The organism is Rhizobium sp. CBN3 (assembly GCF_030518245.1).
Lineage (GTDB): Bacteria > Pseudomonadota > Alphaproteobacteria > Rhizobiales > Rhizobiaceae > Rhizobium > Rhizobium aethiopicum_A.
Map to the genome: position 1 here is coordinate 248,407 of NZ_JAULSE010000003.1, position 24,036 is coordinate 272,442.

Sequence of the window (24,036 nt, forward strand, 5' to 3'; positions counted from 1 at the left end):
AAAAGAAGCATACCGAGCTTGCGAAATTGCGTTGAATGCTTGTGGAAAGCATCGGAAATCGCTAGCAATTTCGGTTACTACGGCAAATTGCCGCCTTGGGAGACATAATGATGAAGAACCGTGCCGGCTTGCTGGCCCTTGCAGTGCTCGTAATCGCAATCCTACTGATGGTATTCTTCGTCATGCCGCGCATCGGCGGCGATGCATCCAAAGTCGGCGACGCCATCAACCAGGCGGGCACGGAGCTCAAGAACACGGTTAACGAAGCGGCAAAGACATCACGCTCTGCCGTGGCCGACTCGACTGGGGTCGCCGATCAGGTCAGACGCTTTTCGGCCGACGCCGGCGTGGCGCTCGGCGAGCTGAAGGCGCTGTTTGCGGATGGCAAAGGCCCTGCTCTCGATGTCTTCACCGCCGCCAAGACCAAGGCCGTCAATGCGCTCACCGCACTTGTGGGCTTCACCGTTCCCGAGGGCATCGATCCCGCAACACAAGCCATTGCCATCAAGATTAAGGAAGGCGGCGCCAAGGCGCTCGCCATCGTGCAGTCGCTGCCGGAAAATATGGCGGATGCGCCTGCCGCGATTGCCAGGGCCGAAGCTGCGCTGACCGGTGCCCCCGAACCTGCCTCTGCCGCGACCCCGGCGGCCGCAAATGCCGGCCCGAAACTTCCCGCCTTCGACGTCCTGCGTGTCGAGCCTGATGGATCGACCGTGATCGCCGGCTCCGCCGAGCCGAACGGCAAGCTCGAAGTACTCGACGGCGAAAAGGTGGTGACGACGGCCGATATCGGCCCGAGCGGCGATTTCGCCGCCGTCCTCGACGATCCGCTTCCGGCCGGCGACCACCAGCTCGTGCTCAAGGTGACGGGCAAGGATGGCAAGACCGCGCTTTCCGAAGAAGTCGCCACCGTTTCCGTGCCGAAGGACGGCAATGCCGCAAACCTGCTCGCGATGGTCTCCAAGCCTGGCGCGGCGAGCCGCATCATCACTGCGCCGACAGGGGACACCGAAGTCGCCGACGCCTCCAATCCGTTGGCGCCGGCTGCGGACAGGCCGGCAACTGGCGGGACCGCTGCAGCCGACGCGCCTGCCGCAACAGCAGCACCGACCGGTGAGCTGGCGCTGCAGACGCCCGGTCTGCCCGACGCCTCCGCCAGCGGGACAGATGCGGCGCCGGCCGTTCCCGGTGCTGGCGAAACCAACAAGGCCACTGCGCCGGATGTGATGGTCAACGCTGTCGAGATCGAGGGCAACAAGATCTTCATTGCCGGCACGGCGCGCGCCAACGCCAAGGTCCTCGGTTATGCCGACGACAGCCTTGTCGGCCAGGACACGGCCGGACCCGACGGCCATTTCGTCATCGACGGTGTCGCGGCCCTCTCGGTCGGCGATCATAAGATTCGCGTCGACGTTGTCGATCCCACGGGCAAGGTGATCGTGCGGGCCGCAGTGAATTTCAACCGCCCGGCGGGCGACCAGGTGCGGGTTGCTGCTCAAGCCGGCCCCGCCGATGCAAACGGCGCTTCCTCGATGGTACCGCTCGACGAAGGCGAACTCGGCAAGCTCAAGGCCGAAGCCGGCAAGGCGTTCGGGCTTTTGACGGGGCTGTTTGCCGATGGCAAGCTGCCAGGTGCCGAACAGCTGGCGGCGGCGCGCTCGGCAACGGAATTCGCGCTGCGCTCTGTCGCCGACTTCCGCCCGGCGGCAGATGCGTCCGACAGCTTCAAGCAGGCCTCCGGCGCCTCCTCGCAAACCGCCGCCAAGGCGCTGAAGGTGCTGCAGGATCTGCCGAAGGATGCAAAATCAGTCGGCGCTGGGCTCGACGGACTGGGTGCGATCATCGGTGAACTAACCGACACGCCCGCACCGGCCGCGCCCGCCGCAAACGATGCTGCGAGCAATCAGCCGAAGACGTTCGAACAGGCGCCGCTGACGGCAAACAATGCGGCGGTCATCATCCGCCGTGGCGACACGCTTTGGCAGATCTCGCGCCGAACCTATGGCCTCGGCGTGCGCTATACGACGATCTACATCGCCAACGAGGACAAGATCGTCGACCCGGATCGCATTCGTCCCGGCCAGATTTTCGGCCTGCCGAAGGACGCGCTGCCGAATGCCGAGGAACTGCACCGTAAACGGCTCTCCAAGCAGCACCTCTGAAAAGGCGGCAGCTTAAGCGCAACGCGACATGATGAAGCCGGGCGGGAGAAACGCCCGGCCTCACTTTTCCCGGCCCCTGCACGTGTTGCATTCCTCGGCCCGACGCCCTATCTGCCGGTGGCGGTTCGGGATTCAGGTGAGCGCGCCAGGCGCGCCCCTGCCCCACGCCTTGCCGGAAATCGAAGCAAATCATCCGGACTGGAGATACGGCATGGCAAACGGCAAGACAGTCTCGGAATCGCACCTGCTGCGGACGCTTTTCAACCTCTGGCCCTATATGTGGCCGGCCGGGCGGACCGACCTCAAGATGCGTGTCGTCTGGGCGTCGGTCTATCTGCTGATCTCCAAATTCGTCCTGCTGCTCGTCCCCTATTTCTTCAAGTGGTCCACCGATGCGCTGAACGGCAGGATGGATCTTGCCGGCGCGGTACCGCCGCTGCTTGCCGGCGCCATCGCCCTTGTCATCGCCTATAACGTCACCCGGCTGATCCAGCTCGGCCTCAATCAACTGCGCGACGCGCTCTTTGCCAGCGTCGGGCAACATGCCGTGCGCCAGCTCGCCTACAAGACCTTCGTGCATATGCACGAGCTGTCGCTGCGTTTCCATCTTGAGCGAAAGACCGGCGGGTTGTCGCGCATCATCGAGCGCGGCACCAAGGGCATCGAGACGATCGTGCGCTTCACGATCCTCAATTCCGTTCCGACCGTCATCGAATTCCTGCTGACGGCGGTGATCTTCTGGTGGGGCTACGGCTTTTCCTATCTTGCCGTCACAGCCTTTACCGTCTCGGCCTATATCTGGTTCACGATCCGCGCATCCGACTGGCGCATCGCCATCCGCCGCTCGATGAACGACAGCGACACCGACGCCAATACCAAGGCGATCGACTCCCTTCTCAATTTCGAGACCGTCAAATATTTCGGCAATGAGGAGATGGAGGCCAAACGCTTCGACAAGTCGATGGAGCGCTACGAGAAAGCGGCGACCGACGTCTGGACGTCGCTCGGCTGGCTGAACTTCGGCCAGGGTGTCATTTTCGGTATCGGCACGACGATCATGCTGGTGCTGTCGGCGTTGGCGGTGCAGCGCGGCGAGCAGACGGTTGGCGATTTCGTCTTCGTCAATTCGATGCTGCTGCAGCTTTCCGCACCGCTCAATTTCATCGGTTTCGTCTACCGCGAAATCCGCCAGGGTCTGACCGATATCGAGCAGATGTTCGACTTGCTCGAGGTGAAGGCCGAGGTCAAGGACGCCCCCGACGCTGCCGAGCTTCGGATCGGCCAGGGCGCGATCTCCTTCAAGGATGTGCAGTTCGCTTACGATCCGGCGCGTCCGATCCTCAAAGGCATTTCCTTCGACGTGCCGGCCGGCAAGACGGTCGCGGTGGTGGGGCCGTCGGGCGCCGGCAAATCAACGCTGTCGCGGCTGCTCTACCGTTTTTACGATATCCAGAGCGGCAGCATCACCGTCGACGGCCAGGATATCCGCACCGTGACGCAGAAGAGCCTGCGCTCTCATATCGGAATGGTGCCGCAGGATACCGTGCTGTTCAATGACACGGTCGCCTACAATATCCGTTACGGCCGCCCATCGGCGAGTGATGGCGAGGTGTTTGCAGCGGCCGAGGTGGCGCAGATCGCCCATTTCATTGAGGCGCTGCCCGAAGGTTTCGATACCAAGGTCGGCGAGCGCGGGCTCAAGCTTTCCGGCGGCGAAAAACAGCGTGTGGCGATCGCCCGCACCATCCTCAAGGCGCCGCCAATCCTGATCCTCGACGAGGCGACATCGGCCCTCGATACGACGACGGAACAGGAAATCCAGACGGCCCTCGACTTGGTTTCGAAGAACCGCACGACCTTGGTCATCGCCCACCGGCTTTCGACCGTCATCGGCGCCGACGAGATCATCGTGCTCAAAAGCGGCGAGATCGCCGAACGCGGCACCCATGCCGCCCTTCTCGAAAGGAACGGCCTTTATGCCTCGATGTGGAACCGCCAGCGCGAGGCGACACAGGCGGAGGAGCATCTGAAGCAGGTGCGCGAAAGCGACGAGATGGGCGTGATCGCGCGGCTTGCCCCGGCAAGCTGAAGCGGGAGGCGGCAGCGTTACTCAGCCCGTACGTAAATGTGGAATGTTGGCCGGTCATCGCTTATAGGCTGCTCGTGTCTTCGCGAACTTTCAGAATACGGTCTATAAGACCCCATTCAAGCGCTTGCTCCGCCGTCATGAAGCGGTCGCGATCCATCCCGCGCTCAAAGTCTTCATAGGAACGTCCGCAATGCTCCGCGTAGAGCCGCGTCATGCGTTGCTTGGTCTTTAATATTTCCTCGGCGTGAATCAGCATGTCGGAAGCCTGCCCTTGAAAGCCGCCGGAGGGCTGATGAATGAGGATACTGGCATTGGGCAATGCGGCTCTTTCGCCGGGTTCGCCTGCCATCAGCAGGAACGATCCCATTGAACGGGCCGTCCCCATGCAAAGTGTATGAACCGGCGCACGGATGAAGCGCATGGTGTCGTATATGGCCACGCCGCTGGTCACGGCGCCGCCCGGCGAATTGATATAGAGGTTGATGGGCTTTTTGGGGTTTTCCGCTTCAAGAAACAGCAGTTGCGCACAGACGAGGGCCGAAACGGTATCGTTCACCTCGCCATTGAGGAAGATAATCCGCTCGCGCAGAAGCCGGGAATAGATGTCAAAGGATCGCCCCCCCCGGCTGGACTGTTCTATGACCATAGGGACGAGTTGCATCGCTGCGCGCATCGGCGACCTCCAGACTTTCAGAATTTTAAGGGGAGGCTCGCCGTGTCAGGCGGCGAGCATGAGGGGCGGGCTGTTGCTGTTCGCCGGCGCTCTTGCCATTCCGTCGAATCTTGCGTCCGTCAGTTCGTGGACGATCCGAAGGCAGGTGCCGCCAGTGGCATTCGGGGTGATCGTGAACGTCACGGTGCTTTCAAGGAAAGGCGGGTTATCGTCACGCAGCTTGTAGCGAACTTTCTGGCCGGGGGTGACGGTGATCGCATCGGGATCAGCCAACGCATCCTTCGGCAACCACCTTTCCCGAAGTTCGGGAATGGTGACGGCACGCCAGACCTTTTGCGGCGGATCGCCCAAGTCAAACTCCAACTCGACGCCGCTATCCTGCTCCTTGGTCTTCCCTTCGTTCATTGATCCATGTCCTTCAGCAAGGCTTTGAGTGCTGCGATACGCTCCGGCCAATAGGCGCGGTATTTTGCGAGCCACTGGGCGATGAGAGCCAACCCATCGGGGTTGACTTCGTAATTCACGAAGCGACCCTGTCGTTCTTCCCTCACGAGCTTTGCACTGCGCAGAACCGCGAGGTGTTGCGACATCGCCGGCTGGCTAATCTCCATGCCCTCGCGCAAGGCACTAGCATTCATGCTCCCTGCCGCCAGCTTCTCAAAGATCGCACGGCGGGTCGGGTCTGCCAAAGCTCGGAAAAAGTCATTCTCGATCATGCGGACACATAAGCACGCACTTATGCGATTCGCAAGCTATTTTGAGGCAGCTTTCTGTTGCTGCGGAAATCCTAGACGATGTCCGCATCGGGCCGAAGCCGGTCAAAAGCTACAAAGTGGGATCATAAAACCTTAGCAATTCCGCATTTACGTTAGTGGTTGGGTAGCGTTACCGGCTTTTGTTGTTCAGAACCACGACGACGGAACCAGGGCCAGGGTCGCAGCATTGCTCAGGAGCCGGTTTTTCGCTAACCAGCAAAAACCGAAAAGCAAGGAGACCGGCAGCCATGAGCCTGTTCAACACGGTTCGCAACACGATCGTGCCCGTGCACAAGGAGGGTTACCCCTTCGTCGCCGCCTTCTTCGTCGCATCGCTGGTGCTGGGCTGGATCTTCAAGCCGCTCTTTTGGATCGGCATGATCTTCACGCTCTGGTGCGCTTATTTCTTCCGTGATCCCGAGCGGGTGACGCCGCAGGACGACGATCTCGTGATCTCTCCCGCCGACGGCAAGGTCTCGGCGATCCAGATGGTGACCCCGCCGGCAGAGCTCGACCTCGGCTCCGAGCCGATGCTGCGCATCTCGGTCTTCATGAACGTCTTCAACTGCCATGTGAACCGGGCGCCGATGCGTGGGCGCATCGTCAGCATCAATTATCGCTCCGGCAGCTTCGTCAACGCCGAACTCGACAAGGCGAGCGAGGACAACGAGCGCAACGGACTGGTGATCGAAACCCGGCACGGCCAGATCGGCGTCGTGCAGATTGCCGGTCTCGTGGCGCGGCGTATCCTCTGCTGGGCAAACACCAACGAGCCGCTGGACGCCGGCGAACGTTTCGGACTGATCCGTTTCGGCTCGCGGCTCGACGTGTTCCTGCCCGCCGGTGCAGCGCCTCGCGTCTCGCTCGGCCAGACGGCGATTGCCGGGGAAACGGTCATCGCCGAATTCGCCTCGGCCAAGGGTCCGGTTATCAGTCGCCGCGGCTAAGCCGCGGAACCCCGCGCCCTTGCCGGAATTGCTCTAGGAACGATTGGAACGCGACATGGAAACACCCTTTCCGCCTTTCGAGCCAAACGGGCCGGATGATTCCGCCCGCGGTCCGCGCCTGCGCGAGATTCCGTTCCGCCTCGTCTTTCCGAACCTCGTCACCATTCTGGCGATCTGCGCCGGGCTGACCGGCATCCGGCTCGCTTTCGAGAACCGTTACGAGCTCGCCGTCGCGATGGTACTGCTCGCCGCCTTCCTCGACGGCATCGATGGGCGCGTGGCACGGTTGATGAAGGCGACCTCGAAGTTCGGCGCGCAGATGGATTCGCTTGCCGATATCGTCAATTTCGGCGTTGCGCCTGCTCTCGTCGTCTATGTCTTCGCGCTCGACCAGGCCCGCTCGCTCGGCTGGATCGCAGCGCTGATTTATGCGATCGCCGCTGGCCTTCGCCTTGCCCGCTTCAATGTCATGGCCGAGCGCGAAAACAAGGCGAGCTGGCAATCGGAATATTTCGTCGGCGTGCCCGCGCCGGCCGGCGCCATGCTGGTGCTGCTGCCGGTCTATCTCGGCTTTCTCGGTCTGGCGACGGACCGCACCTTCGCCTATCTCTCTTCCATCTACACCGTCGCCATCGCCTTCCTGCTGATCAGCCGGCTGCCGGTCTGGTCGGGCAAATCGGAAGGCAACCGCCTGCGGCGCGATCTGGTGCTGCCGATGATGCTCGGCGTCGTGCTCTATGTGGCTCTGCTGATGAGCTACACCTGGGAGGTGATGGTCTTTACCGTTGCCGCCTATCTCGTCTCCCTTCCCTTCGGCGCACGCAGATGGCGGCGCAAATATGGGACGCTGACGATCGAGGAACCCGGCGTCGGCGACGACGATATCGGCCGGCACATCTGACCTCGGCGCGCTTCCGTATTCTCCCGGGCCACGGAATTGCATCTCTCCTGTTGTCACCTAGTTCCCGGATATACGCCCACGCGTTTTCCCGGGGGGAAAACCGCTTTGCGATTTTTTTGGAACCGCTCCCTTCAGTAAGTATTAACCAACGTAGGCTTCAGTTAAGCCTCGCGAATTATGGTGGGCGTTCACAAATCCTGATAAGCGACGCCGCCGTTTTGTCGCTATTTCCGACGAAAAGCAAAAATACAAAATACCCAGGGAAGCAACACGCAAGGAGAGTATCGTGACTTCGAAGAAGAGCAGTACCGGCGAACAACAGGCGGCCAAGCCAGACCTCGCCGCCAACTATCGCCCGGTCGGCTTGAAGGCCGTTGCCGCGGCATCGCTGATGACAAAGAACAAGCCGAACAGCGTCAAGAAATCCGCTTGAAGCGCCGAGCTTCGAACAGCAGTCATCCGGTTTCCGGCATGCCGTCATCCCGAGACTGCGGCATGGCTCTCGTGACATGCCTTCAGCATCGCAGCTGAGCCGAACAGGCGGCCGTGCCGGAAGCGGCCGATCCCGTTTTTAGAAAAAGCTCAGCTGGCCGTGATCCGGCTTTTGTTTCGCAGGCGCCTCGAGCGGTCTTTCGATGACGACCGGCTCCTGCAGGTCCGGTCCCATATTGGCAACCTTGTTGACCTTGTCGGAAACCGGTATGGCCTCGAAGAAATCGCCCCGAGCAGGCTGCATCAGGTCGACCACCTCGCGCGGTTCCTGCGTCTTGCAATCGAGCCAGCGCGAGAAGTCCTCCGGCTTGATGACGACAGGCATGCGATCGTGGATCGCGGAGATGCCCGCATTGGCTGACGTTGTCAGGATCGCACCGGTATCGACCTCGGAGCCATCGGCCGAGGACCACGTCTCCATCAATCCGGCAAAGGCAACGACCCCGCCCTGGCGCGGTCTGATCCAATAGGCCTGCGGCTTGCCGCCGCTCTCCTTGGACGGGCGATGCCATTCATAAAAACCTGAGGCCGGAATAAGCACGCGGCGATGACGCATCGCCGCCCGAAACGAAGCCTTGCCGATCGCCGTCTCGGCGCGTGCATTGATCAGCAGCGGGAAATCCCTCGGGTCCTTGACCCAGCCCGGCGTGAAGCCCCAGCGTACGAGCACGGCGCGCCGGTCGGGCAGGTTGCTGCCCCGCTCCCTGCCCTCACCTGCGATGACGACGAGGATCGGCTGCGTCGGGGCGATGTTGTAGCGCGCCGGGAAATCGTCGAGATCGAGACCGGAGAAGAAGTCGCTCAGATCGGCAACGGAGCTTGTCAGGGCGAAACGTCCACACATCGGCCTGTCTTTGCACCCGGCCCGAGTCCGGTCAAGGCGCACAGCATGCTTTTGCAGGACGTGTTTCAGGCGCGCGGAGCAAAGAGGATGACGCTCGCCCCCGCAAGGCAGATCAGTCCGCCGCCGATATCATAACGATCGGGCACCCGGCCTTCGATCAGCCACAGCCAGGAGAGCGAAGCAAGAATGTAGATGCCGCCATAGGCTGCGAAGGTTCGACCGGCGGCATCGCTCGGCACCAGCGTCAGAAGCCAGGCGAAAAGCGCAAGCGAGATCATGCCCGGCGCCAGCCACCAGATCGGCTTCTCAAGCTTCAGCCACGCCCAGAAGGCGAAGCAGCCGGCGATCTCGAAAACGGCGGCAAAGGCGTAAATGAGATAGGTCACGCAAAGCCCTTTCGAATATTTTTTGCCTCCTTGTTGCACAGATGTCGTTATTTCGCGAACCGCTGCGCAATTTTTTGGGGCTTGTCTTGGGAGCTATCCCACACGAAAATCGGGCCGTCCCGCAGCCGCGATCCGCAATCATCAGCCCGTCAGATCGAATAGGCCGTCACAGCAAGAGCAGCCATGACCTCCACCGCTAAAGCCGCTTCCTCCGCCATTCTCGAACGCGACGGGCGATTCCTTCTGGTATTGCGACGCAACCCGCCCTCTGCCGACATGTATGCCTTTCCCGGCGGCCGCGCCGAGCCGGGCGAAACGCCGGAGCAGACCGCGCTGCGCGAGTTCCGCGAGGAAACCGGCATCTCGGCGCACAATCCGCGGCTGTTCTCGACCTATGACCTTAAGACACATGGGCCGGACGGCAGCATCAGGAGCCATTTCTTCCTCTCGGTCTTTTGCGTCGACGCCGACCGGGAAATGGTGGCGGAAGCCGCCGACGATGCGGCGGCGCTTGGCTGGTATACGGTGGAGGAGATCCGGCGGCTACCTGTGCCGCAAAGCGTGCTCGAATGCGCGGAACGGCTGGCGGGCGGTGAATAGAAGTGGAAACTTTCAGGCGCGCCTTGTTGCCGTCACGCTCAACGTATCAACTGGCAGCATGATTCCCGTTCGACGCGTTGTCCTGTCCCTGATCGTGCTTGCCGGCCCCGCCACGGCTCAGGGCAAGAATACGCCGCCTGCGCAGGAGGATGTTGCGCCGCCGGTTGCGACCGTGCCCTATGACGACAAGCTGGCGCGACTCGCCGAAGTGCTGGGTTCGGTGCATTATCTGAGAACGCTCTGCAAGGCGCCGGGCGGGGATGAGTGGCGGGAAGGCATGAAGCAACTGCTCGATTCGGAGACCGGCAGTGAGCCGCAGCGCAAGGAAAGGCTCACCGCCGCCTTCAATCGCGGCTACCGGGCCTTCGCTTCCGTCTATACGGATTGCACCCCGGCGGCCATCGTGGCAGAAGAGCGCTACCGTAACGAAGGTGCAACACTCGCCACAGAAATTACCTCGCGCTTTGGAAATTGACGTTTAATTAACCTGTTTTCGCATGCGGGCGTGTCGTTTTGGGAAAAGGCTGTTAGTGTTATTAACGGTGCAGTAAGACATGAGAAGTTCTGAGGAAAAGACAATGGAAGCAAGCCTCAACGACATCGACGACATGATCGTCCACGAAAAGATGCAGGCGGCTCTGGAGTACCAGAACGAGGCTTGGGCCGACGGCATGGCCGACGGGATCGAGCCGGAGATCATAGCTGATGCCGCCATCGCGCATGCCCTGCGCGAAACCATCCGATTGCACGGGGAAAACAGCGCCGAAGCTCTGCTCGATTCGCTGCGCGACCGTATGCTTGCCGGCGAATTTTCCGCCAACCGCACCCTGCAATAATTATTTTCAGAGAGTTCGATGCGCATCGGTAAAGAGAAAGTTTCGCGAATTCGGCTCGCGCCGGTGATGCTTGCGCTGAGCTTTGCCGCCGGCAACGTCCTCCTCGCGCCCTCAGCCTACGCACTTTCCGAACTCCACAAGATCCCCGGCCAGGCCCCCAGCGATGCGCCGCCCGCACAAGGAAGTACTGAGGGGCAGAACCAGCCCCAGGGCACCACTCCCGGCGTTCCCATGGCCGAGCCGCTGGTCAACAGCCAGAACAGTCAGGGCGTCGACAAGACGCCGGGCGCCCAGGACGCATCCAAGCCGGTCGAGGTGATTTACGACATCAACAAGGCGCCCGAGCCGGTTCGCAAAATGCGCCAACAGATCGTCGAGGCCGCCGCCTCTGGCGATCTCGAACGGCTGCGGCCGCTGATGGGCACCGGCAAAGACCAGACGCAGGTGACGGTGGGCGAAGCGACCGACGACCCGATCGGCACGCTGAAAGATCTCTCCGGCGATCCCGACGGAGACGAAATTCTCGCCATCATGCTCGACATCGTCTCCACCGGTTTCGTTCATGTCGGCCAGGGCACATCAGACGACATGTATGTCTGGCCCTATTTTGCCGAGAAGGATCTGAAGTCGCTGACGCCGCCGGAGCGGGTGGAACTGCTGCGCATCGTCACCGCCGGCGACCTTTCCGACATGCAGGAATTCGGCGGCTATAATTTCTACCGCCTCGGCATTACGCCCGACGGCAAGTGGAAATTCTTCACGGCGGGCGACTGACGCCGCCTCGCATGCGTGTTCCGCATGTCGCGTGACCTTGCGATCCACGTCACGAAGGCATACCTCTGAGCGACAACCAACGCGACAGGTTCCGCCATGCCAGCCGTATTCCTGAAAGACCGCGCACTGCTCTCCGTCGGCGGCGCGGACGCCCAATCCTTCCTGCAGAACCTGATCACCACCGATATTATTTCGCTGGCGCCCGACGAGGCGCGCCCCGGAGCACTGCTGACGCCGCAGGGCAAGATCCTGTTCGACTTCATGGTCTGGCAGGACGGCGACGGCTACCTGATCGAAACGGATGCCGGCCAGCGTGAAGGGCTGGCGAAGCGCCTGACGATGTACAGGCTGCGAGCCGCCGTCACGCTTGCGCCGCTCGCTGACAATGGCATTACCGTTTGCTGGGGCGAGGATACCGATCGCGTCGGAGGCGCCCGAGACAGCCGCTTCGCCAAGGCAGGTGTCGCGCTCAGCCGCCGGGCAGGAAAGCATGGCGATGATGCGCCGTCACTCTATGAGAGCTTGCGCATCCGCCACGGTATCGTCACCTCCGGATTGGACTTCGCCCTGCAGGATGCCTTCCCGCATGACGTGCTGATGGATCTGAACGACGGCCTCTCCTTCAAGAAAGGCTGCTATGTCGGCCAGGAGGTCGTCTCGCGCATGCAACACCGCGGCACCGCGCGCCGGCGCGTCGTCACCGTGTCCGCCGCGACGGCCTTGCCTCCAGCGGGCACGGAGATCACCGCCGCCGGCAAGCTGGCGGGGACACTCGGTTCGGTCGAGGGCGGCAACGGGCTTGCGATCGTGCGAATCGACCGCGCCGGTGCTGCGATGGCGGAAGGCACGCCGCTGCTGGCCGGCCAAACGCCGGTTTCTCTCGCCCTGCCGCCATGGTCCGGCCTTGTCTTCCCCACCAGCGCCGACGAGGCCAGCGCGTGACGGCCAAAGCTCCGCGTGCCTGGCAACGCATGCTGTCTGGGCGCAGGCTCGACCTGCTCGACCCCTCGCCGCTCGATGTCGAACTCGCCGATATCGCCCATGGTCTCGCGCGCGTGGCACGCTGGAACGGTCAGACATCAGGCGATCATGCCTTTTCGGTGGCGCAACACAGCCTCGTCGTCGAAGATATTTTCCGCCGCTTCAACAATGCGCGGCCGGAGGAATGTCTGATGGCGCTGCTCCATGATGCGCCCGAATATGTGATCGGCGACATGATCTCGCCGTTCAAATCCGTGGTCGGCGGCGGCTATAAGGCGGTGGAAATGCGGCTGGAGGCCGCCGTGCACCTGCGCTTCGGCCTGCCGCCTCATCCATCGCGCGATCTCAAGGACCGGATCAAGAAGGCCGACACGATCGCGGCCTATTTCGAAGCGACGGTCCTTGCCGGCTTCACGCCCGCCGAGGCGCAGAAATTCTTCGGTCAGCCGCGCGGCATCAGCAAGGAGATGTTGCTAATCGAACCCTTGCCGGCGCTGCAAGCACAGCGGTTGTTCTGCGAGCGTTTTACGGCGATCGAGGCCGAGCGGGGAATGGTATCGTGAGCTTTATCGTCGTCTCGCCGCTCTCGCGCATCGCCGAAATGGCGGTGCATCACAAGGCGCGCGACATGATCAGCCTGATCGCCAAAGAACAGAGCTTTCACCGGCCGGGTGTGATCGCGTCCGATCGTCACCTGACGCTTTCGATGAACGACATCACCTTCAAGGGCACGGGCGGTCTCGTGGCACCTGACGAAACGCATGTCCAGGCGATTATCGACTTCGCCACATCCTGGCGGCGGGAGACCCCGCTGCTCATCCATTGCTGGATGGGCGTGTCACGATCGCCGGCCGCCGCACTCATCGCCGCGCTGTCGATCGCGCCGGATCAGGACGAGGAAGGGCTTGCCCGCCGGCTGCGCGCCGCTTCGCCTTTCGCGACGCCGAATGCTCGCCTGATCGAGATTGGCGACACATTGCTTGAGCGCGGCGGCCGGCTGGTTGCCGCCGTACGGGCGATTGGGCGTGGCGCCGATGCCGACGGCAATGCGCCCTTCCTGCTTGCGGTCCGCGACAACGCCTGCGGTTGACGCTGCTGCCCTCCGCTCCATCTTGGCCTCGACCACGCAATAGCCACAGGGCCTGATCATGGAACAGCAAGCAGCCGATGTCCTCCTCGCCACCCGCACGGCACTCAGCCAGGCAAGCGCGCTTGCAGTCCAATATTCCTTCTCCGTCCTCGGGGCGTTGATCCTGCTCGTCATCGGCTGGACGCTGGCCGGCTTTGTCAGCCGCTGGGCCTATGAGGGCCTGTCGCGCATCCATGGCATCGACGAGACACTGGCGCGCTTCTTCACCAATGTGGTGCGCTATGCGCTGCTGATCCTGGTGTTCATCACCGTGCTCGGCCAATTCGGCGTCCAGACCGCCTCGATCATCGCCGCCCTAGGCGCAGCCGGCCTGGCGATCGGGCTGGCGCTGCAAGGGACTCTGCAGAATATCGCGGCCGGCATCATGCTCCTGATCCTCAGGCCGTTCCGGGTCGGCGAATATATCGAAACCAGCAGCGTGGCCGGCACGGTGCGCGAGATCGGATTGTTTGCGACCGAACTCAGAACCGGCGACGGGCTCTATCGGCTGGCGCCAAATTCAACACTGTGGAATACGCCGATCACCAACTTTAGCCGTGAACCTACGCGGCAGAACGACCTGAAAATCAGCATTTCTCATGAGGATGACCTCGATCTGGCGATGGAGACGTTAATGGGCATTGCCAAAGGCAACCCAAGGGTGCTGCCGTCACCGGCACCCAGCGTTTTCATCGACAGCCTCGGTGACAGCACGATATCACTAACGCTGCGCTACTGGGCAAAGACCGGAGACTGGTGGCAGGTCAGCCGCGACATGGTGAAGCGGGTAAAACTTGCCTTCGACGAAAAGGGAGATCCGGCCGCTGTGCGGGATGATGGCAATTCCGCGCTGGGGAAAAGATCCTACGGCACGGCGACGGAAAAGCCGACACGGCAGTGAAACATTGCAGCGCGGGACGATCGTCGGCCTATTCGACCACTCCGCAGGCAAGTCTTTCCCCCGCGTCACCGGAAGGCTGACTGCGATAATCATCGGAATTGGCGTGCACCATCAATGCGCGGCCGCGAATGCCGTCTTTCTTGCCATCAAGCGTGACCATGCCGTCGAAGATCTGGGCTCTGAGCACGCCGTCCTGTCCGACATATTGATTGGGCATGTCGCCGGCATGCGGCCCTTTGGCGGCAAGGAGGCCGTGCTCGGCCGAGCCCGGGTTGAAATGACCGCCTGCCGATTCGTAATGGCTCGCCGCGTCGCAGCGGCCGGTTTCATGAACATGAAAGGCCACCCATTTATTCGCCGGCAGACCCGATATCTCCACTTCGATCAGGACGCCGCCATTGGCGGCGGCCGTCAACTGGGCGCGGCCATTTTCCTTGCCGTCCTTGCCGACGAAATTGGCGACCGCCGTCTGCTTGTCCTGAGCACCTGCCGGCAAGGCAATCGCCAGCAGGCTCAGGGCGGCGATGATGCGCATGGCTTTCATGGAGATCTCCTTCCTTCCGGTTGTCCTTCTGAACGTGTCAGACCGGAAGGTGTTCCTCTGCGGGCCATCCAACGAGAAAAGCCGACCAACCGGCCGGCTTGCAGATTAGATGAATTCAGACATCGTCAGGCGACGGCGTCGAAATCGAACTGGCCGTAGGTGTTGCGGTAGAGATCGTCGGATTGGCTGCCGGTCGCAGACGCGCTCTGCTGCAGCGGATAGGGCACGGCGATGCTGCTTGTCGTGCCGCTGTCGTGGGTATCCATCATCAGCGCAATCAGGCTGCCGGAAAATTTGGGCTGAGTCTCGCTGCCCATGTCTTCCTCCAGGAGTTCCTTGATGATGCCTGGCTTTTCATCGGCGGCACGTTCGCCGCGGCTCAATACGCCGTCGCCGTTTAGATCAAGCCGCGAAAGCGTCGCAAGATACGCATATGAAGTGTCTGAAACGGATGTGGTGCGGGTCATACAAACCTCCATTCACCGCCTTTTGCCGGTGGTGTTTGTACGCAATACGAGGTGGGAAATCACTGTTGACACGGTGGTTAAACTGATTTGCGCAGTGCGTCAATAAGTTGTTAACTTCTCATTAACAATGGTTGACAGAAATTAACGGAGCGCGCTCGGACCCGGTTTCCGCGGCTGCCCGCTTTTGTATTTCAGTAATTTTCAATATAGAAAGCAACCTGTCTGACGACGTGCACCTCTGCTGCACTGCAACCGAATATTAATCCGCCCGCTCCAAAATAGTCATCAGGCATTACCCCGTACGTCACTCATAAAAATTGATTTCAATCGTCTCTCTCAGAAAGGTTTTCATGTCCGATATTTTGAGGCACGTCCATCAGACGCTGACGGCTTTTGCTATGGCCGTCGGCCAAGATGCTTTTCCATGAAGGCTGAAGCGCTCTTCTGGCGGCAATGTACGGAGGCTGTCATGGCCGACGGATCAATCGACGCGCAGCGTCTGATGGAACTAGTGATCGCAACCTATCACAGCTATGAAACCGATTATGAGGCAATCGAGAGAAGCACGGAAACGCTTCTGAGGGAAAACCAGACGCTGAGAGGGAATCTATCGGCGCTCAGTCAAGCGTTCGACGGACAGAAAAAACTGTTCGAGATAGTCCTGAACAACCTGCCGCTCGGCCTCAGCGTTTTCGACGCCGGCAAGCGGCTGACGCTTTACAATATCCGCTTCCCTCAGCTCTTTGGCCTGACACCGGAAGATATCGCCGCGGGCGCGACGATTGCCGAACTCATCGGCAAAATGCGCGGCAACGAAAGCACTGCCTCCAAAACCGTCCGGCAGACAGCACGAACTTCCCTCGCCAAGACAGGAAGCAGCAGCATCCGCCGGCGCGAATGGCAGATGCATGATGGCCGCATCATTCAAAGCGTGGTGACCATCCTCTCCGACGGCAGCAGCATCGCCATTCATGCCGATATCACCGAGGATCGAAAGGCCGCCCAGCGCATCACCTATCTCGCCCATCACGATCCCCTGACCGGTCTTCCCAATAGGATGTATTTCCGCGAGCAGGTCGATGCGACGCTCGCCGAGCGCAAGCCGCACGAGCAGATCGCCCTCGTCCATCTCAATCTCGACCGGTTCAAATCGATCAACAACACGATCGGGGTGTCGGTCGGCGACAAGATCCTGCAGCAGGTCGCGGAGCGGATCCGAGCCTGGGCCGGGTCGGAAAACATGCTGGCGCGCCTTGGTTCGGACGAGTTCGCCATCCTGCAGACGGGCAAGCAGCAGCCTAGAAACGTGACGGCGCTGGCCGACCAGATCCGCCGCGCGCTTTCCGAGCCATTTCTGAACGGCGAGAAACAGGTGACGCTCAGCGTCTCCATGGGTATTGCGATCGCTCCCGAGAATGGCGGGGAACCCGATATCCTGCTGAAAAATGCCGGCGTGGCGCTGTCGCATGCTAAGGCGGACGGACGCAAACGCGAGCGCTTCTTCACCGGAGAAATGGAAGCACAGATGCAGTTGCGCCATGCGCTGGAGGTAGATCTACGAGTCGCGGTCGAGAATGAGGGATTCGAACTGCATTACCAGCCGCTCTACGATCTTGCCGAGCGGCGAACCTGCGGTTTCGAAGCATTGATCCGCTGGAACCATCCGGTGCGAGGCCGCGTGCCGCCGATGGATTTCATTCCGCTTGCCGAGGAGGTCGGCCTCGTCGTCGATATCGGCCGCTGGGTTTTGCGCCAGGCCTGCAGAGATGCTGCCCAATGGCCGGAGAGCATCAAGGTCGCGGTCAATGTTTCGGCGATCCAGTTCCGCAGCGGCAACCTGATGCAGGACGTCAGCGAAGCGCTTGCCGCCGCCGGGCTGTCGCCATCGCGGCTCGAACTGGAAATCACCGAGAGCGTGCTGATGGAGAACCTGAACGAGGTGCTGCCGATCCTGCATGCCCTGAGGGACCGCGGCATCCGCATCTCGATGGACGATTTCGGCACCGGATACTCCTCGCTGAGCTATCTCTCGAGCTTTCCCTTCGACAAGATCAAGATCGACAAATCCTTCGTCAACGACATCGTCGACAACAAGGAGGCACATGCGATCATGCGCGCGATCATCCTGCTCGGCGATGCGCTCGGCATGCGCGTCACAGTCGAAGGTGTCGAGACGGCCGCCCAGCTGACGCTGCTCGAATGCGAGGAATGCGACGAGATTCAGGGCTATCACATCAGTCCGCCGCGCCCGGTCCGTGACGTGCCCCATCTTCTCTCCCTGCCGCCGAAGAGCAGCGGCGCGACGGCTTTTCCGACGCTCGAGCGCTGACCTCCCTCGATTGCGACTCGCACGTTAAGCCGCTACAAACCGGCTTCGAGATCCCCGGGTTTCGTAGCGGCGTCGCTTCCTGTGAAGCTCCCTTCGCTTTCGGCCGGCGCTCTTCGACGTTTTTCTTCCGACAAGAGGTAGCGCAATGTTCGAGGCCGAAGCCTTCTCTCCTCATGAAACGCTGGCAGCGGCGCTGATCGCACACGCGGCCGAGGGCGACGACGGCTCACACGATCTTGCCCATATCCTGCGCGTCTTCAGGAACGCCATGCGCATCCATGCGGGAGAAGGCGGAGATGGGCGGATTCTTGCCGCCGCCGTGCTGCTGCACGACTGCGTTGCCGTCGAGAAGAATTCGCCCTTGCGGTCAAAAGCGTCGGCCTTGGCGGCGGAAAAGGCTTCGGTGATCCTTTCCGAACTCGGCTGGAGCGAAGCGGATATCGAATCCGCGGCCCACGCCATCACCGCTCATAGTTTTTCCGCCGGGGTGGCGCCACAGACGCTCGAGGCGAAGATCCTGCAGGATGCCGACCGGCTGGACGCGATCGGCATGGTCGGCGTCGCACGCTGCTTTTATATCGGCGGACGAATGGGATCGGGGCTCTACGATCCGTTCGACCCTGCGGGTGCGAACCGTGCGCTCGACGACAAGCGTTATGCCATTGACCACTTTCAGACGAAGCTGTTCAAACTGGCGGAGGGATTCCAGACCGAGACCGGCCGCCGGATTGCGGCCGCGCGCGACAAGGGCCTGCGCGATTTTCTCGCGGCGTTCATGGATGAAATCTAGGGGATCAGATCAGGAGAACGACATGCATATCAGCGACCTCTTCATCTATCCGCTCAAGAGCGCCCGCGGCATTGCCTTGCCTGCCGCCGAGATTGACGCCTACGGGCTTGCCGGCGACCGGCGGGCGATGATCACCGACCCGCAGGGCCACTTCATCACTCAGCGCGAATTGCCTGATCTCGCGCGCATCGCGACACGACCGGAAGCAGGCGCCTTTCGGCTGCTGATGGAAGGAAAGTCCGAACTGTCTGTGCCGCCGCCTCGGCCTGAAGTCCGCATGGATGTGACCGTGTGGAAATCGACCGTCAGCGCCGCCGTCGCCGATCCCGACAGCAACCGGCAGCTTTCCGAATGGCTCGGCCGCGAGGTGCGACTGGTCTTCTTCGACGGGCAGGCACGGCGGACGGCGAATGCCGAATGGGCCGGCGATGGCACGCCGGTCACCTTTACCGACGGCTACCAGATCCTCGTGACGACGACGGGTTCGTTGAAGGCGCTGAATGCCGATCTCGCCGCTCATGGCGAAGGCGCGGTCGGCATGGAACGTTTCCGTCCGAACATCGTCATCGACACCGATGAGGCCTGGCCGGAAGACCGCTGGGCGGCGGTCGAAATATCAGGCATTCGTTTCGATCTCGTCAAGCCCTGTTCCCGCTGCATCATGACAACGCAGGACCAGCTGACCGGTTCGCGCGAGGGGCCGAACCCGATGCCGGCCATGGGCCGCATCCGCATGTCCGCCGACCGGCGTGTGCCAGGGCCGCTCTTCGGCTGGAATGTCACGCCGCGCGGCAGCGGACGGATCACGATAGGCGACGAGGTGAAGATCATCGAGGCGCGGCCGGAGGGCTGGGCGATGAAGGTTCGCGCACGAGGGTAGGTCGAATTGCGGAAGGGCTGAGGGCGCTTTGTCCCTTATACAGCGCAACATTCTCCCTCATTCCTCTGCCTGTCATAGGAATGAGGGAGCGTGGGGAGAGTTTCACTGTCTCTCACACATGTCCGAGTGCGGCGTCGATAGCCGCCATGACGTCAGCCGGCAGCGGTCCCTTTTCCAGCGCACCCGCATTTTCCTCCACCTGGGCGACGGTGCGAAAGCCCGGAATGGGGAAAGTGCGCGGCGACCTTGCCAGGAGCCAGGCGAGCGCCCCCTGCGTCAGCGAGCGGCCGCCTGACGTCAGGAGATCGCGGACGGCATCGAGCCTTGCGGCAAATTCCGGAGCCATGCGCCCGTCCTTGAAATAGACCATCCAGGGGAGTGCCGCGCCGCGGACATCCTTGGCGTCCACTGGCTTGTCGGCTGTGAACTTGCCGGTGAGCAGCCCCATGGCCAGCGGACCGCGATTGATGGAGATCAGGCCCTTCCCTTCGATCACGGCGATCATCTCCGGCACCGGATCGAAGACGTTCATCGTATGCTGGACCGAGACAAAGCCGGCGCGGCCGGCATGGCGGGCGGCGCGATCGGGATAATCGGTGCTCCAGCCGAACGCGTCGATCTTGCCTTCGGCGCGCAGCGCCTCCAGCGTATCGAAGACGGCATCCGACTGTTCCAGCGGAAAATCGTTGATGTGAAACTGCAGGAGATCAAGGCGGTCGCGCTTGAGACGGCGCAGCGATGTCTCGACCGAGCGGCGAATGAACGCCTCATCGGCGAAGGCGCCGATTGCCTGCTTCGTCTCCGGATCGGTCGCGAAGCCGAACTTGGTGGCGACGACGATGTCGTCACGATTGCCGATCGCCCGGCCGAGCACCTCCTCCGAATGGCCGGCCCCGTAGTTCGAGGCGGTGTCGAAGAAGCGGATGCCGAGGCCGATGGCGCGATCGATCGCTTCGACGGATTCATTGTCGTCGACTTCGCCCCAGCCAAGCGGCGTGTCACCAGCGTAGAAAGGGCCACCGATCGCCCAGCATCCCATGCCGAGGCGCGGGATTTCGCGACCGTTCCAGAGCGTGATCGTCGTCGGTGATGCGGTCTTGGTCAGCATGGGATCCTCCTTGATTGGCAGTCAAGAGATAGGTGCCGCCCATCGGCGGGTAAACCGCCAAATCCGGAGGATGTTTTGCAGCAGTAAAAAACCAGGTCAGGCAGGGACGCCGTTCGGATCGGAAAGCGTCCGCGAGGTTGGATCAAGCGCCCTGAGCGCCGCCCGCACGAAACCGTCACGGGCTGCCGCAGCCTCGATGCCGCGCGGCTCGTAAACATGGCGATGCAGAAAGAATCCGGTCAGACGGAACGCGGCTGCAAGGCTGTCGAAGTCCGCCGCGTGATTACCTTCAACGCCGAGGAAGGGCGGCAGGATCAGCATCTTGTCGGACCAGGGCGCGCCGGCGTTGCGGCTGACCGCGCGGCCGGATTTCGGCGAGACATAGGCGAGATCGGACCGGGCGCCCGTCGCCGCGCATTCGGCAAGATCGAGACCGAAACCGAGATCATTCAGCACCGCCAGCTCGAAACGTACGAAAAGCTCACCGGCATCGGCCGGGTTATGCAGGTGATCGAGGATCACCTGCAGAGCGTCGAAGAGGTGCGGATGCGGGTCTCGTTCGGGCAGCAGCCGCAGCAGAGCGCCCATCGCCTGGACGCCGTAGACGGCGGTGGCCGTTTCCATCAGACGGGCGGCGCGCAGCGTCACAGGCTCGACGCGGAATTCGCCGAGATGTTCGTCAAGCCGGGCGCGCCAGACGACCTCGACGGCATTGCCCGGCTGCAGCACCGGCTGCATGGCGCGCGAACGGCCGGAACGCACCAGGCCGAGGTGACGACCGCGATCACGCGTCATCACCTCGGCGATGACGCTCGTCTCGCCGTGGCGTTTGACACCCAGAATGATTGCCTGGTCCTGCCACTGCATAAGAAGTTCCCGCGACCGATTACTCTTATCGTAGCGCATAACTAGGGAAACCGGAATCGATTTCCCGAAGGATTGCCCGCAGTTTCAAACTGATAGCGTCTTGCGCACAGATGCTCTCAAGCAGACCCCGCTTCGGTCGAACTGCGTCATGCCGCAGCCGGCAGAAGCCTCTGCAGGAATTCGCGCATCGCCTTTTCGTCGAACGGCTTCACCAGCAGCGGTATATGCTGAAGGTCGCACGGGAAGTCACGTATATCGGAATAACCGCTGACGAAACCGAAGGGAATGCCGGCATCGAGAAGATGGCGGGCAAATCCGAAACTCATGCCCTCGCCGAGGTTGACGTCGAGAAGGGCGAAATCATATTTTTCCGCAGCGATGGCGGCTCTTGCCTGATCGAGACTGCCGACAATATCGATGCTGTCGACACCGGCCAGGCGCAGAATATCCTCCGCCTCCATTGCGATGATCAGACTGTCCTCGAGAACCAAAACACGGAGTGCATTCATGATTCCGTGCCCCTCGTCGGGCGCTTGTCGCAGCGCCCCGGCCTTTTCGCCAACATCATTGCCCTCCGGTGCCCCGCATGGCACGCTATCGGTGAATTCCGCCACCAGTTCTGAATAAACCATTTTTCTGCCCGGTCGATAAGAATCAAAATCGGAGGAAAGATGACGACCGACCTTATTTTCCCAACAGCTAAACTGCATTTAAAAAAGACATAGGGCGTTCGGCTAAATGAAGGGACGCTTGCCCTCTCCCAGCCCCTCCCAGCCGGCCATCATCATTAACTCCTCACCGTTTTGGACTTCGCAGCCGCGTTCCTGCCAGCGGATCAGACCGCGTTCTCCAAGCTTTCTCAGCGTCTTGTTGGTGTGAACGATGGAAAGACCGAGAGTGTCGGCGATGTGTTGTTGAGTGATGGGGATGAATTTGCGGCCGTTGAAGAGATCGAGCTTCCTGCCGCGCTCATACAGGAAAGCGATCAGATAGGCCGCTCTTTCCAATGCCGTGCGGCGGCCGATGGAGAGGAGATGCTCATCCAATATTCGTTCTTCGCGCGCGGCAATCCAGGTAATGTCGAAGGCGAGCGAAGGATGTTTGTTGTAGAGCGTCATCAACCGATCTCGCTCGAAGACACAAAGGGAAACGGGTGAAAGCGCTTCAATGGAATGCTGCATTTCGCCGGCGATCGTTCCCTGCAGACCGATCAGGTCACCAGGCATGATGTAATTCAGAATCTGGCGGCGCCCGTCCTCCAGCATCTTGTAGCGAAAGCCCCAACCGGACAGCACGGTGAAAAGATGGGCGCTGTGGGCGCCCTCGACAAGGATGGTGGAGCCGGCATCGACGGCAAGCTCGCCGCGCTTGAAACGTGAAACGAATTCCAGCTCGTCGCGGCTGAACTCCCTGAAATGCGGCAGAGGCCGCAAAGGACATAGCTCGCACGGGGTCTTGAAAGAATAGATGCGTTTCGACGTTGCCATGCCTGCCCTGCGGTCGCGGATACGACGACCCGTCTGGCGCGTCGCCGACCGATGAATGCGCGAAGCTTAGATTCGTTCCGCAACGAGACGGATTTTTTCCTAAGAAACAAGGGGCTGGAGGCTGCCCGATGAAATCGTTGCCATCCCTATTTAGGGAAGTCGAGGCCCATTTCGCGGAACCGCTCGGGATCATCGCCCCAGTTCTCGCGGACCTTGACGAAAAGGAAAAGATGAACCGGCTGCTCCAAAATCTCCGCCAGTTCCTTGCGGGATGCAGTCGAGATCGCTTTGATGGTTTCGCCACCTTTCCCGAGGGCGATCTTCTTCTGGCTGTCACGCTCGACATAGATCACCTGCTCGATCCGTACCGAGCCGTCCTTGCGCTCCTCCCACTTTTCCGTTTCGACATGCGAGGAGTAGGGAAGCTCCTGGTGCAGGCGCAGGAACAGCTTTTCGCGGGTAATCTCGGCGGCGAGCTGACGCATGGGGAGATCGGAGATCTGGTCTTCCGGATAGTACCACGGCCCCTCCGGCAAGGTGGTGGCCAGATAATCCATGACGTCGTCGCAGCCGGAACCGGTTTCGGCCGAGATCATGAAAGTGCGTTCGAAAGCGATCTTCTCGTTGGCGCTCGCGGCCAGCGCCAGCAGATCCTCGCGGTTGACGCGGTCGATCTTGTTCAGCACCAGGATCTTCGGCTGCTGGACTTCCTTCAGGCCCTCGAGGATGGCTTCGGCGTCGCCGCGCAGACCGCGCTCGCTGTCGATCAGCAGCATGATCAGATCGGCATCCTTGGCGCCGCCCCAAGCAGAGGTTACCATGGCTCGGTCGAGCCGCCGGCGCGGCTTGAAGATGCCGGGCGTATCCATGAAGACGATCTGGGCATTGTCGTGAATGGCAATGCCGCGGACGATCGCGCGCGTCGTCTGCACCTTGTGACTGACGATCGACACCTTGGCGCCGACGAGGCGGTTCACCAGTGTCGATTTGCCGGCATTGGTCGGCCCGATCAGCGCAACGAAACCCGAATGCGTCGGACCACTGGCTTCTACGGCAGCTTCGGCCGCGATATCTTCTTCTTGTGTCATTGTCCC

The 24,036-nt window shown here is 61.4% G+C and carries 28 protein-coding genes; 16 read left to right on the top strand and 12 right to left on the bottom strand.

All coding sequences use genetic code 11. The features are described from left to right. Nucleotides 1–107: 107 nt before the first annotated feature. The gene (locus QWJ46_RS06535; RefSeq protein WP_302749952.1) at nucleotides 108–2,162 is read left to right on the top strand and encodes a LysM peptidoglycan-binding domain-containing protein; all 2,055 of its coding nucleotides are present in this window, start codon (nucleotides 108–110) and stop codon (nucleotides 2,160–2,162) included. Nucleotides 2,163–2,373: 211 nt separating this feature from the next. Then, nucleotides 2,374–4,251 carry an ABC transporter ATP-binding protein/permease gene (locus QWJ46_RS06540; RefSeq protein WP_302749954.1) on the top strand — a complete coding sequence of 626 codons (1,878 nt, stop codon included), beginning with the start codon at nucleotides 2,374–2,376 and terminating at the stop codon, nucleotides 4,249–4,251. Between the two features lie 61 nt (nucleotides 4,252–4,312). Here QWJ46_RS06540 and QWJ46_RS06545 read toward each other — a convergent pair whose 3' ends face one another. The 3 genes from QWJ46_RS06545 to QWJ46_RS06555 are packed head-to-tail and all read right to left on the bottom strand — an operon-like array spanning nucleotide 4,313 to nucleotide 5,640. Then, on the bottom strand, nucleotides 4,313–4,924 hold the full coding sequence (locus QWJ46_RS06545) for an ATP-dependent Clp protease proteolytic subunit (protein ID WP_302749956.1): 612 nt from the start codon (nucleotides 4,922–4,924) through the stop codon (nucleotides 4,313–4,315). Nucleotides 4,925–4,969: 45 nt separating this feature from the next. After that, nucleotides 4,970–5,329: an SRPBCC domain-containing protein gene (locus QWJ46_RS06550; protein WP_184453298.1), complete on the bottom strand. Its 360-nt coding sequence runs from the start codon at nucleotides 5,327–5,329 to the stop codon at nucleotides 4,970–4,972. Next, nucleotides 5,326–5,640, bottom strand: a complete 315-nt coding sequence (locus QWJ46_RS06555) for a helix-turn-helix transcriptional regulator (RefSeq protein WP_302749959.1) — start codon at nucleotides 5,638–5,640, stop codon at nucleotides 5,326–5,328. The genes QWJ46_RS06550 and QWJ46_RS06555 overlap by 4 nt, the downstream gene beginning before the upstream one ends. Nucleotides 5,641–5,822: 182 nt before the next feature. Here QWJ46_RS06555 and QWJ46_RS06560 point away from each other — a divergent pair, with 182 nt between their 5' ends. The 3 genes from QWJ46_RS06560 (at nucleotide 5,823) to QWJ46_RS06570 (ending at nucleotide 7,960) form a co-directional block, all read left to right on the top strand. Beyond that, the gene (locus QWJ46_RS06560; RefSeq protein ID WP_281413893.1) at nucleotides 5,823–6,626 is read left to right on the top strand and encodes a phosphatidylserine decarboxylase; all 804 of its coding nucleotides are present in this window, start codon (nucleotides 5,823–5,825) and stop codon (nucleotides 6,624–6,626) included. 55 nt (nucleotides 6,627–6,681) lie between these two features. After that, nucleotides 6,682–7,527: a CDP-diacylglycerol--serine O-phosphatidyltransferase gene (pssA, locus tag QWJ46_RS06565; RefSeq protein WP_302749960.1), complete on the top strand. Its 846-nt coding sequence runs from the start codon at nucleotides 6,682–6,684 to the stop codon at nucleotides 7,525–7,527. Nucleotides 7,528–7,813: 286 nt separating this feature from the next. Next, nucleotides 7,814–7,960 carry a hypothetical protein gene (locus QWJ46_RS06570; RefSeq protein ID WP_302749962.1) on the top strand — a complete coding sequence of 49 codons (147 nt, stop codon included), beginning with the start codon at nucleotides 7,814–7,816 and terminating at the stop codon, nucleotides 7,958–7,960. Nucleotides 7,961–8,098: 138 nt separating this feature from the next. On the opposite strand, the gene QWJ46_RS06575 is transcribed toward QWJ46_RS06570, so the two are convergent. Next, nucleotides 8,099–8,863 carry an SOS response-associated peptidase gene (locus QWJ46_RS06575; protein ID WP_302749964.1) on the bottom strand — a complete coding sequence of 255 codons (765 nt, stop codon included), beginning with the start codon at nucleotides 8,861–8,863 and terminating at the stop codon, nucleotides 8,099–8,101. Nucleotides 8,864–8,928: 65 nt separating this feature from the next. After that, nucleotides 8,929–9,249, bottom strand: a complete 321-nt coding sequence (locus QWJ46_RS06580) for a YnfA family protein (protein ID WP_302749966.1) — start codon at nucleotides 9,247–9,249, stop codon at nucleotides 8,929–8,931. 183 nt (nucleotides 9,250–9,432) lie between these two features. On the opposite strand from QWJ46_RS06580, the gene QWJ46_RS06585 reads away from it, so the two are divergent. From QWJ46_RS06585 to QWJ46_RS06620, 8 genes are all read left to right on the top strand, one after another. After that, nucleotides 9,433–9,849, top strand: coding sequence for an NUDIX hydrolase (locus QWJ46_RS06585; RefSeq protein ID WP_085859061.1), 417 nt, complete (start codon nucleotides 9,433–9,435; stop codon nucleotides 9,847–9,849). Between the two features lie 58 nt (nucleotides 9,850–9,907). Next, nucleotides 9,908–10,324, top strand: coding sequence for a TIGR02301 family protein (locus tag QWJ46_RS06590; RefSeq protein WP_302749967.1), 417 nt, complete (start codon nucleotides 9,908–9,910; stop codon nucleotides 10,322–10,324). Nucleotides 10,325–10,427: 103 nt separating this feature from the next. After that, the gene (locus tag QWJ46_RS06595; protein ID WP_020920882.1) at nucleotides 10,428–10,685 is read left to right on the top strand and encodes a hypothetical protein; all 258 of its coding nucleotides are present in this window, start codon (nucleotides 10,428–10,430) and stop codon (nucleotides 10,683–10,685) included. Between the two features lie 18 nt (nucleotides 10,686–10,703). Continuing rightward, nucleotides 10,704–11,459 (top strand): hypothetical protein, encoded by a 756-nt coding sequence (locus QWJ46_RS06600; RefSeq protein ID WP_184453315.1) that lies wholly within the window; start codon nucleotides 10,704–10,706, stop codon nucleotides 11,457–11,459. A 96-nt stretch (nucleotides 11,460–11,555) separates the two neighbouring features. After that, nucleotides 11,556–12,401 carry a folate-binding protein YgfZ gene (locus tag QWJ46_RS06605; protein WP_302749971.1) on the top strand — a complete coding sequence of 282 codons (846 nt, stop codon included), beginning with the start codon at nucleotides 11,556–11,558 and terminating at the stop codon, nucleotides 12,399–12,401. A 29-nt stretch (nucleotides 12,402–12,430) separates the two neighbouring features. After that, a complete protein-coding gene (locus QWJ46_RS06610; RefSeq protein WP_302750270.1) occupies nucleotides 12,431–13,003 on the top strand; it encodes an HD family hydrolase in 573 nt (190 codons plus the stop codon). After that, nucleotides 13,000–13,530 (top strand): tyrosine phosphatase family protein, encoded by a 531-nt coding sequence (locus QWJ46_RS06615; protein ID WP_302749972.1) that lies wholly within the window; start codon nucleotides 13,000–13,002, stop codon nucleotides 13,528–13,530. The genes QWJ46_RS06610 and QWJ46_RS06615 overlap by 4 nt, the downstream gene beginning before the upstream one ends. Before the next feature lie 58 nt (nucleotides 13,531–13,588). After that, nucleotides 13,589–14,470 (top strand): mechanosensitive ion channel family protein, encoded by an 882-nt coding sequence (locus QWJ46_RS06620; RefSeq protein ID WP_302749973.1) that lies wholly within the window; start codon nucleotides 13,589–13,591, stop codon nucleotides 14,468–14,470. A 28-nt stretch (nucleotides 14,471–14,498) separates the two neighbouring features. Here QWJ46_RS06620 and QWJ46_RS06625 read toward each other — a convergent pair whose 3' ends face one another. After that, nucleotides 14,499–15,014 carry a superoxide dismutase family protein gene (locus QWJ46_RS06625; RefSeq protein ID WP_184453323.1) on the bottom strand — a complete coding sequence of 172 codons (516 nt, stop codon included), beginning with the start codon at nucleotides 15,012–15,014 and terminating at the stop codon, nucleotides 14,499–14,501. Between the two features lie 125 nt (nucleotides 15,015–15,139). After that, entirely contained in the window at nucleotides 15,140–15,481 is a 342-nt protein-coding gene (locus QWJ46_RS06630) for a hypothetical protein (RefSeq protein WP_085777601.1), read from the bottom strand. Between the two features lie 424 nt (nucleotides 15,482–15,905). On the opposite strand from QWJ46_RS06630, the gene QWJ46_RS06635 reads away from it, so the two are divergent. The 3 genes from QWJ46_RS06635 (at nucleotide 15,906) to QWJ46_RS06645 (ending at nucleotide 19,480) form a co-directional block, all read left to right on the top strand. Next, entirely contained in the window at nucleotides 15,906–17,810 is a 1,905-nt protein-coding gene (locus tag QWJ46_RS06635; protein WP_302749975.1) for a bifunctional diguanylate cyclase/phosphodiesterase, read from the top strand. A 145-nt stretch (nucleotides 17,811–17,955) separates the two neighbouring features. After that, complete coding sequence (locus tag QWJ46_RS06640) at nucleotides 17,956–18,600, top strand: HD domain-containing protein (protein WP_302749976.1); 645 nt, start codon at nucleotides 17,956–17,958, stop codon at nucleotides 18,598–18,600. A 22-nt stretch (nucleotides 18,601–18,622) separates the two neighbouring features. Beyond that, nucleotides 18,623–19,480, top strand: a complete 858-nt coding sequence (locus QWJ46_RS06645) for an MOSC domain-containing protein (RefSeq protein ID WP_302749977.1) — start codon at nucleotides 18,623–18,625, stop codon at nucleotides 19,478–19,480. Nucleotides 19,481–19,592: 112 nt separating this feature from the next. Here the strand turns inward: QWJ46_RS06645 and QWJ46_RS06650 are convergent, their stop codons facing one another. The 5 genes from QWJ46_RS06650 to era form a co-directional block, all read right to left on the bottom strand. Then, complete coding sequence (locus QWJ46_RS06650; RefSeq protein ID WP_302749978.1) at nucleotides 19,593–20,588, bottom strand: aldo/keto reductase; 996 nt, start codon at nucleotides 20,586–20,588, stop codon at nucleotides 19,593–19,595. A 96-nt stretch (nucleotides 20,589–20,684) separates the two neighbouring features. Further along, entirely contained in the window at nucleotides 20,685–21,455 is a 771-nt protein-coding gene (gene recO / locus QWJ46_RS06655; protein WP_302749979.1) for a DNA repair protein RecO, read from the bottom strand. A 146-nt stretch (nucleotides 21,456–21,601) separates the two neighbouring features. Further along, complete coding sequence (locus QWJ46_RS06660; protein WP_042118173.1) at nucleotides 21,602–22,087, bottom strand: response regulator; 486 nt, start codon at nucleotides 22,085–22,087, stop codon at nucleotides 21,602–21,604. A 102-nt stretch (nucleotides 22,088–22,189) separates the two neighbouring features. Then, nucleotides 22,190–22,942, bottom strand: coding sequence for a Crp/Fnr family transcriptional regulator (locus QWJ46_RS06665; protein WP_184453336.1), 753 nt, complete (start codon nucleotides 22,940–22,942; stop codon nucleotides 22,190–22,192). 146 nt (nucleotides 22,943–23,088) lie between these two features. Beyond that, nucleotides 23,089–24,030: a GTPase Era gene (gene era, locus QWJ46_RS06670; RefSeq protein ID WP_302749981.1), complete on the bottom strand. Its 942-nt coding sequence runs from the start codon at nucleotides 24,028–24,030 to the stop codon at nucleotides 23,089–23,091. Between the last annotated feature and the right edge of the window lie 6 nt (nucleotides 24,031–24,036).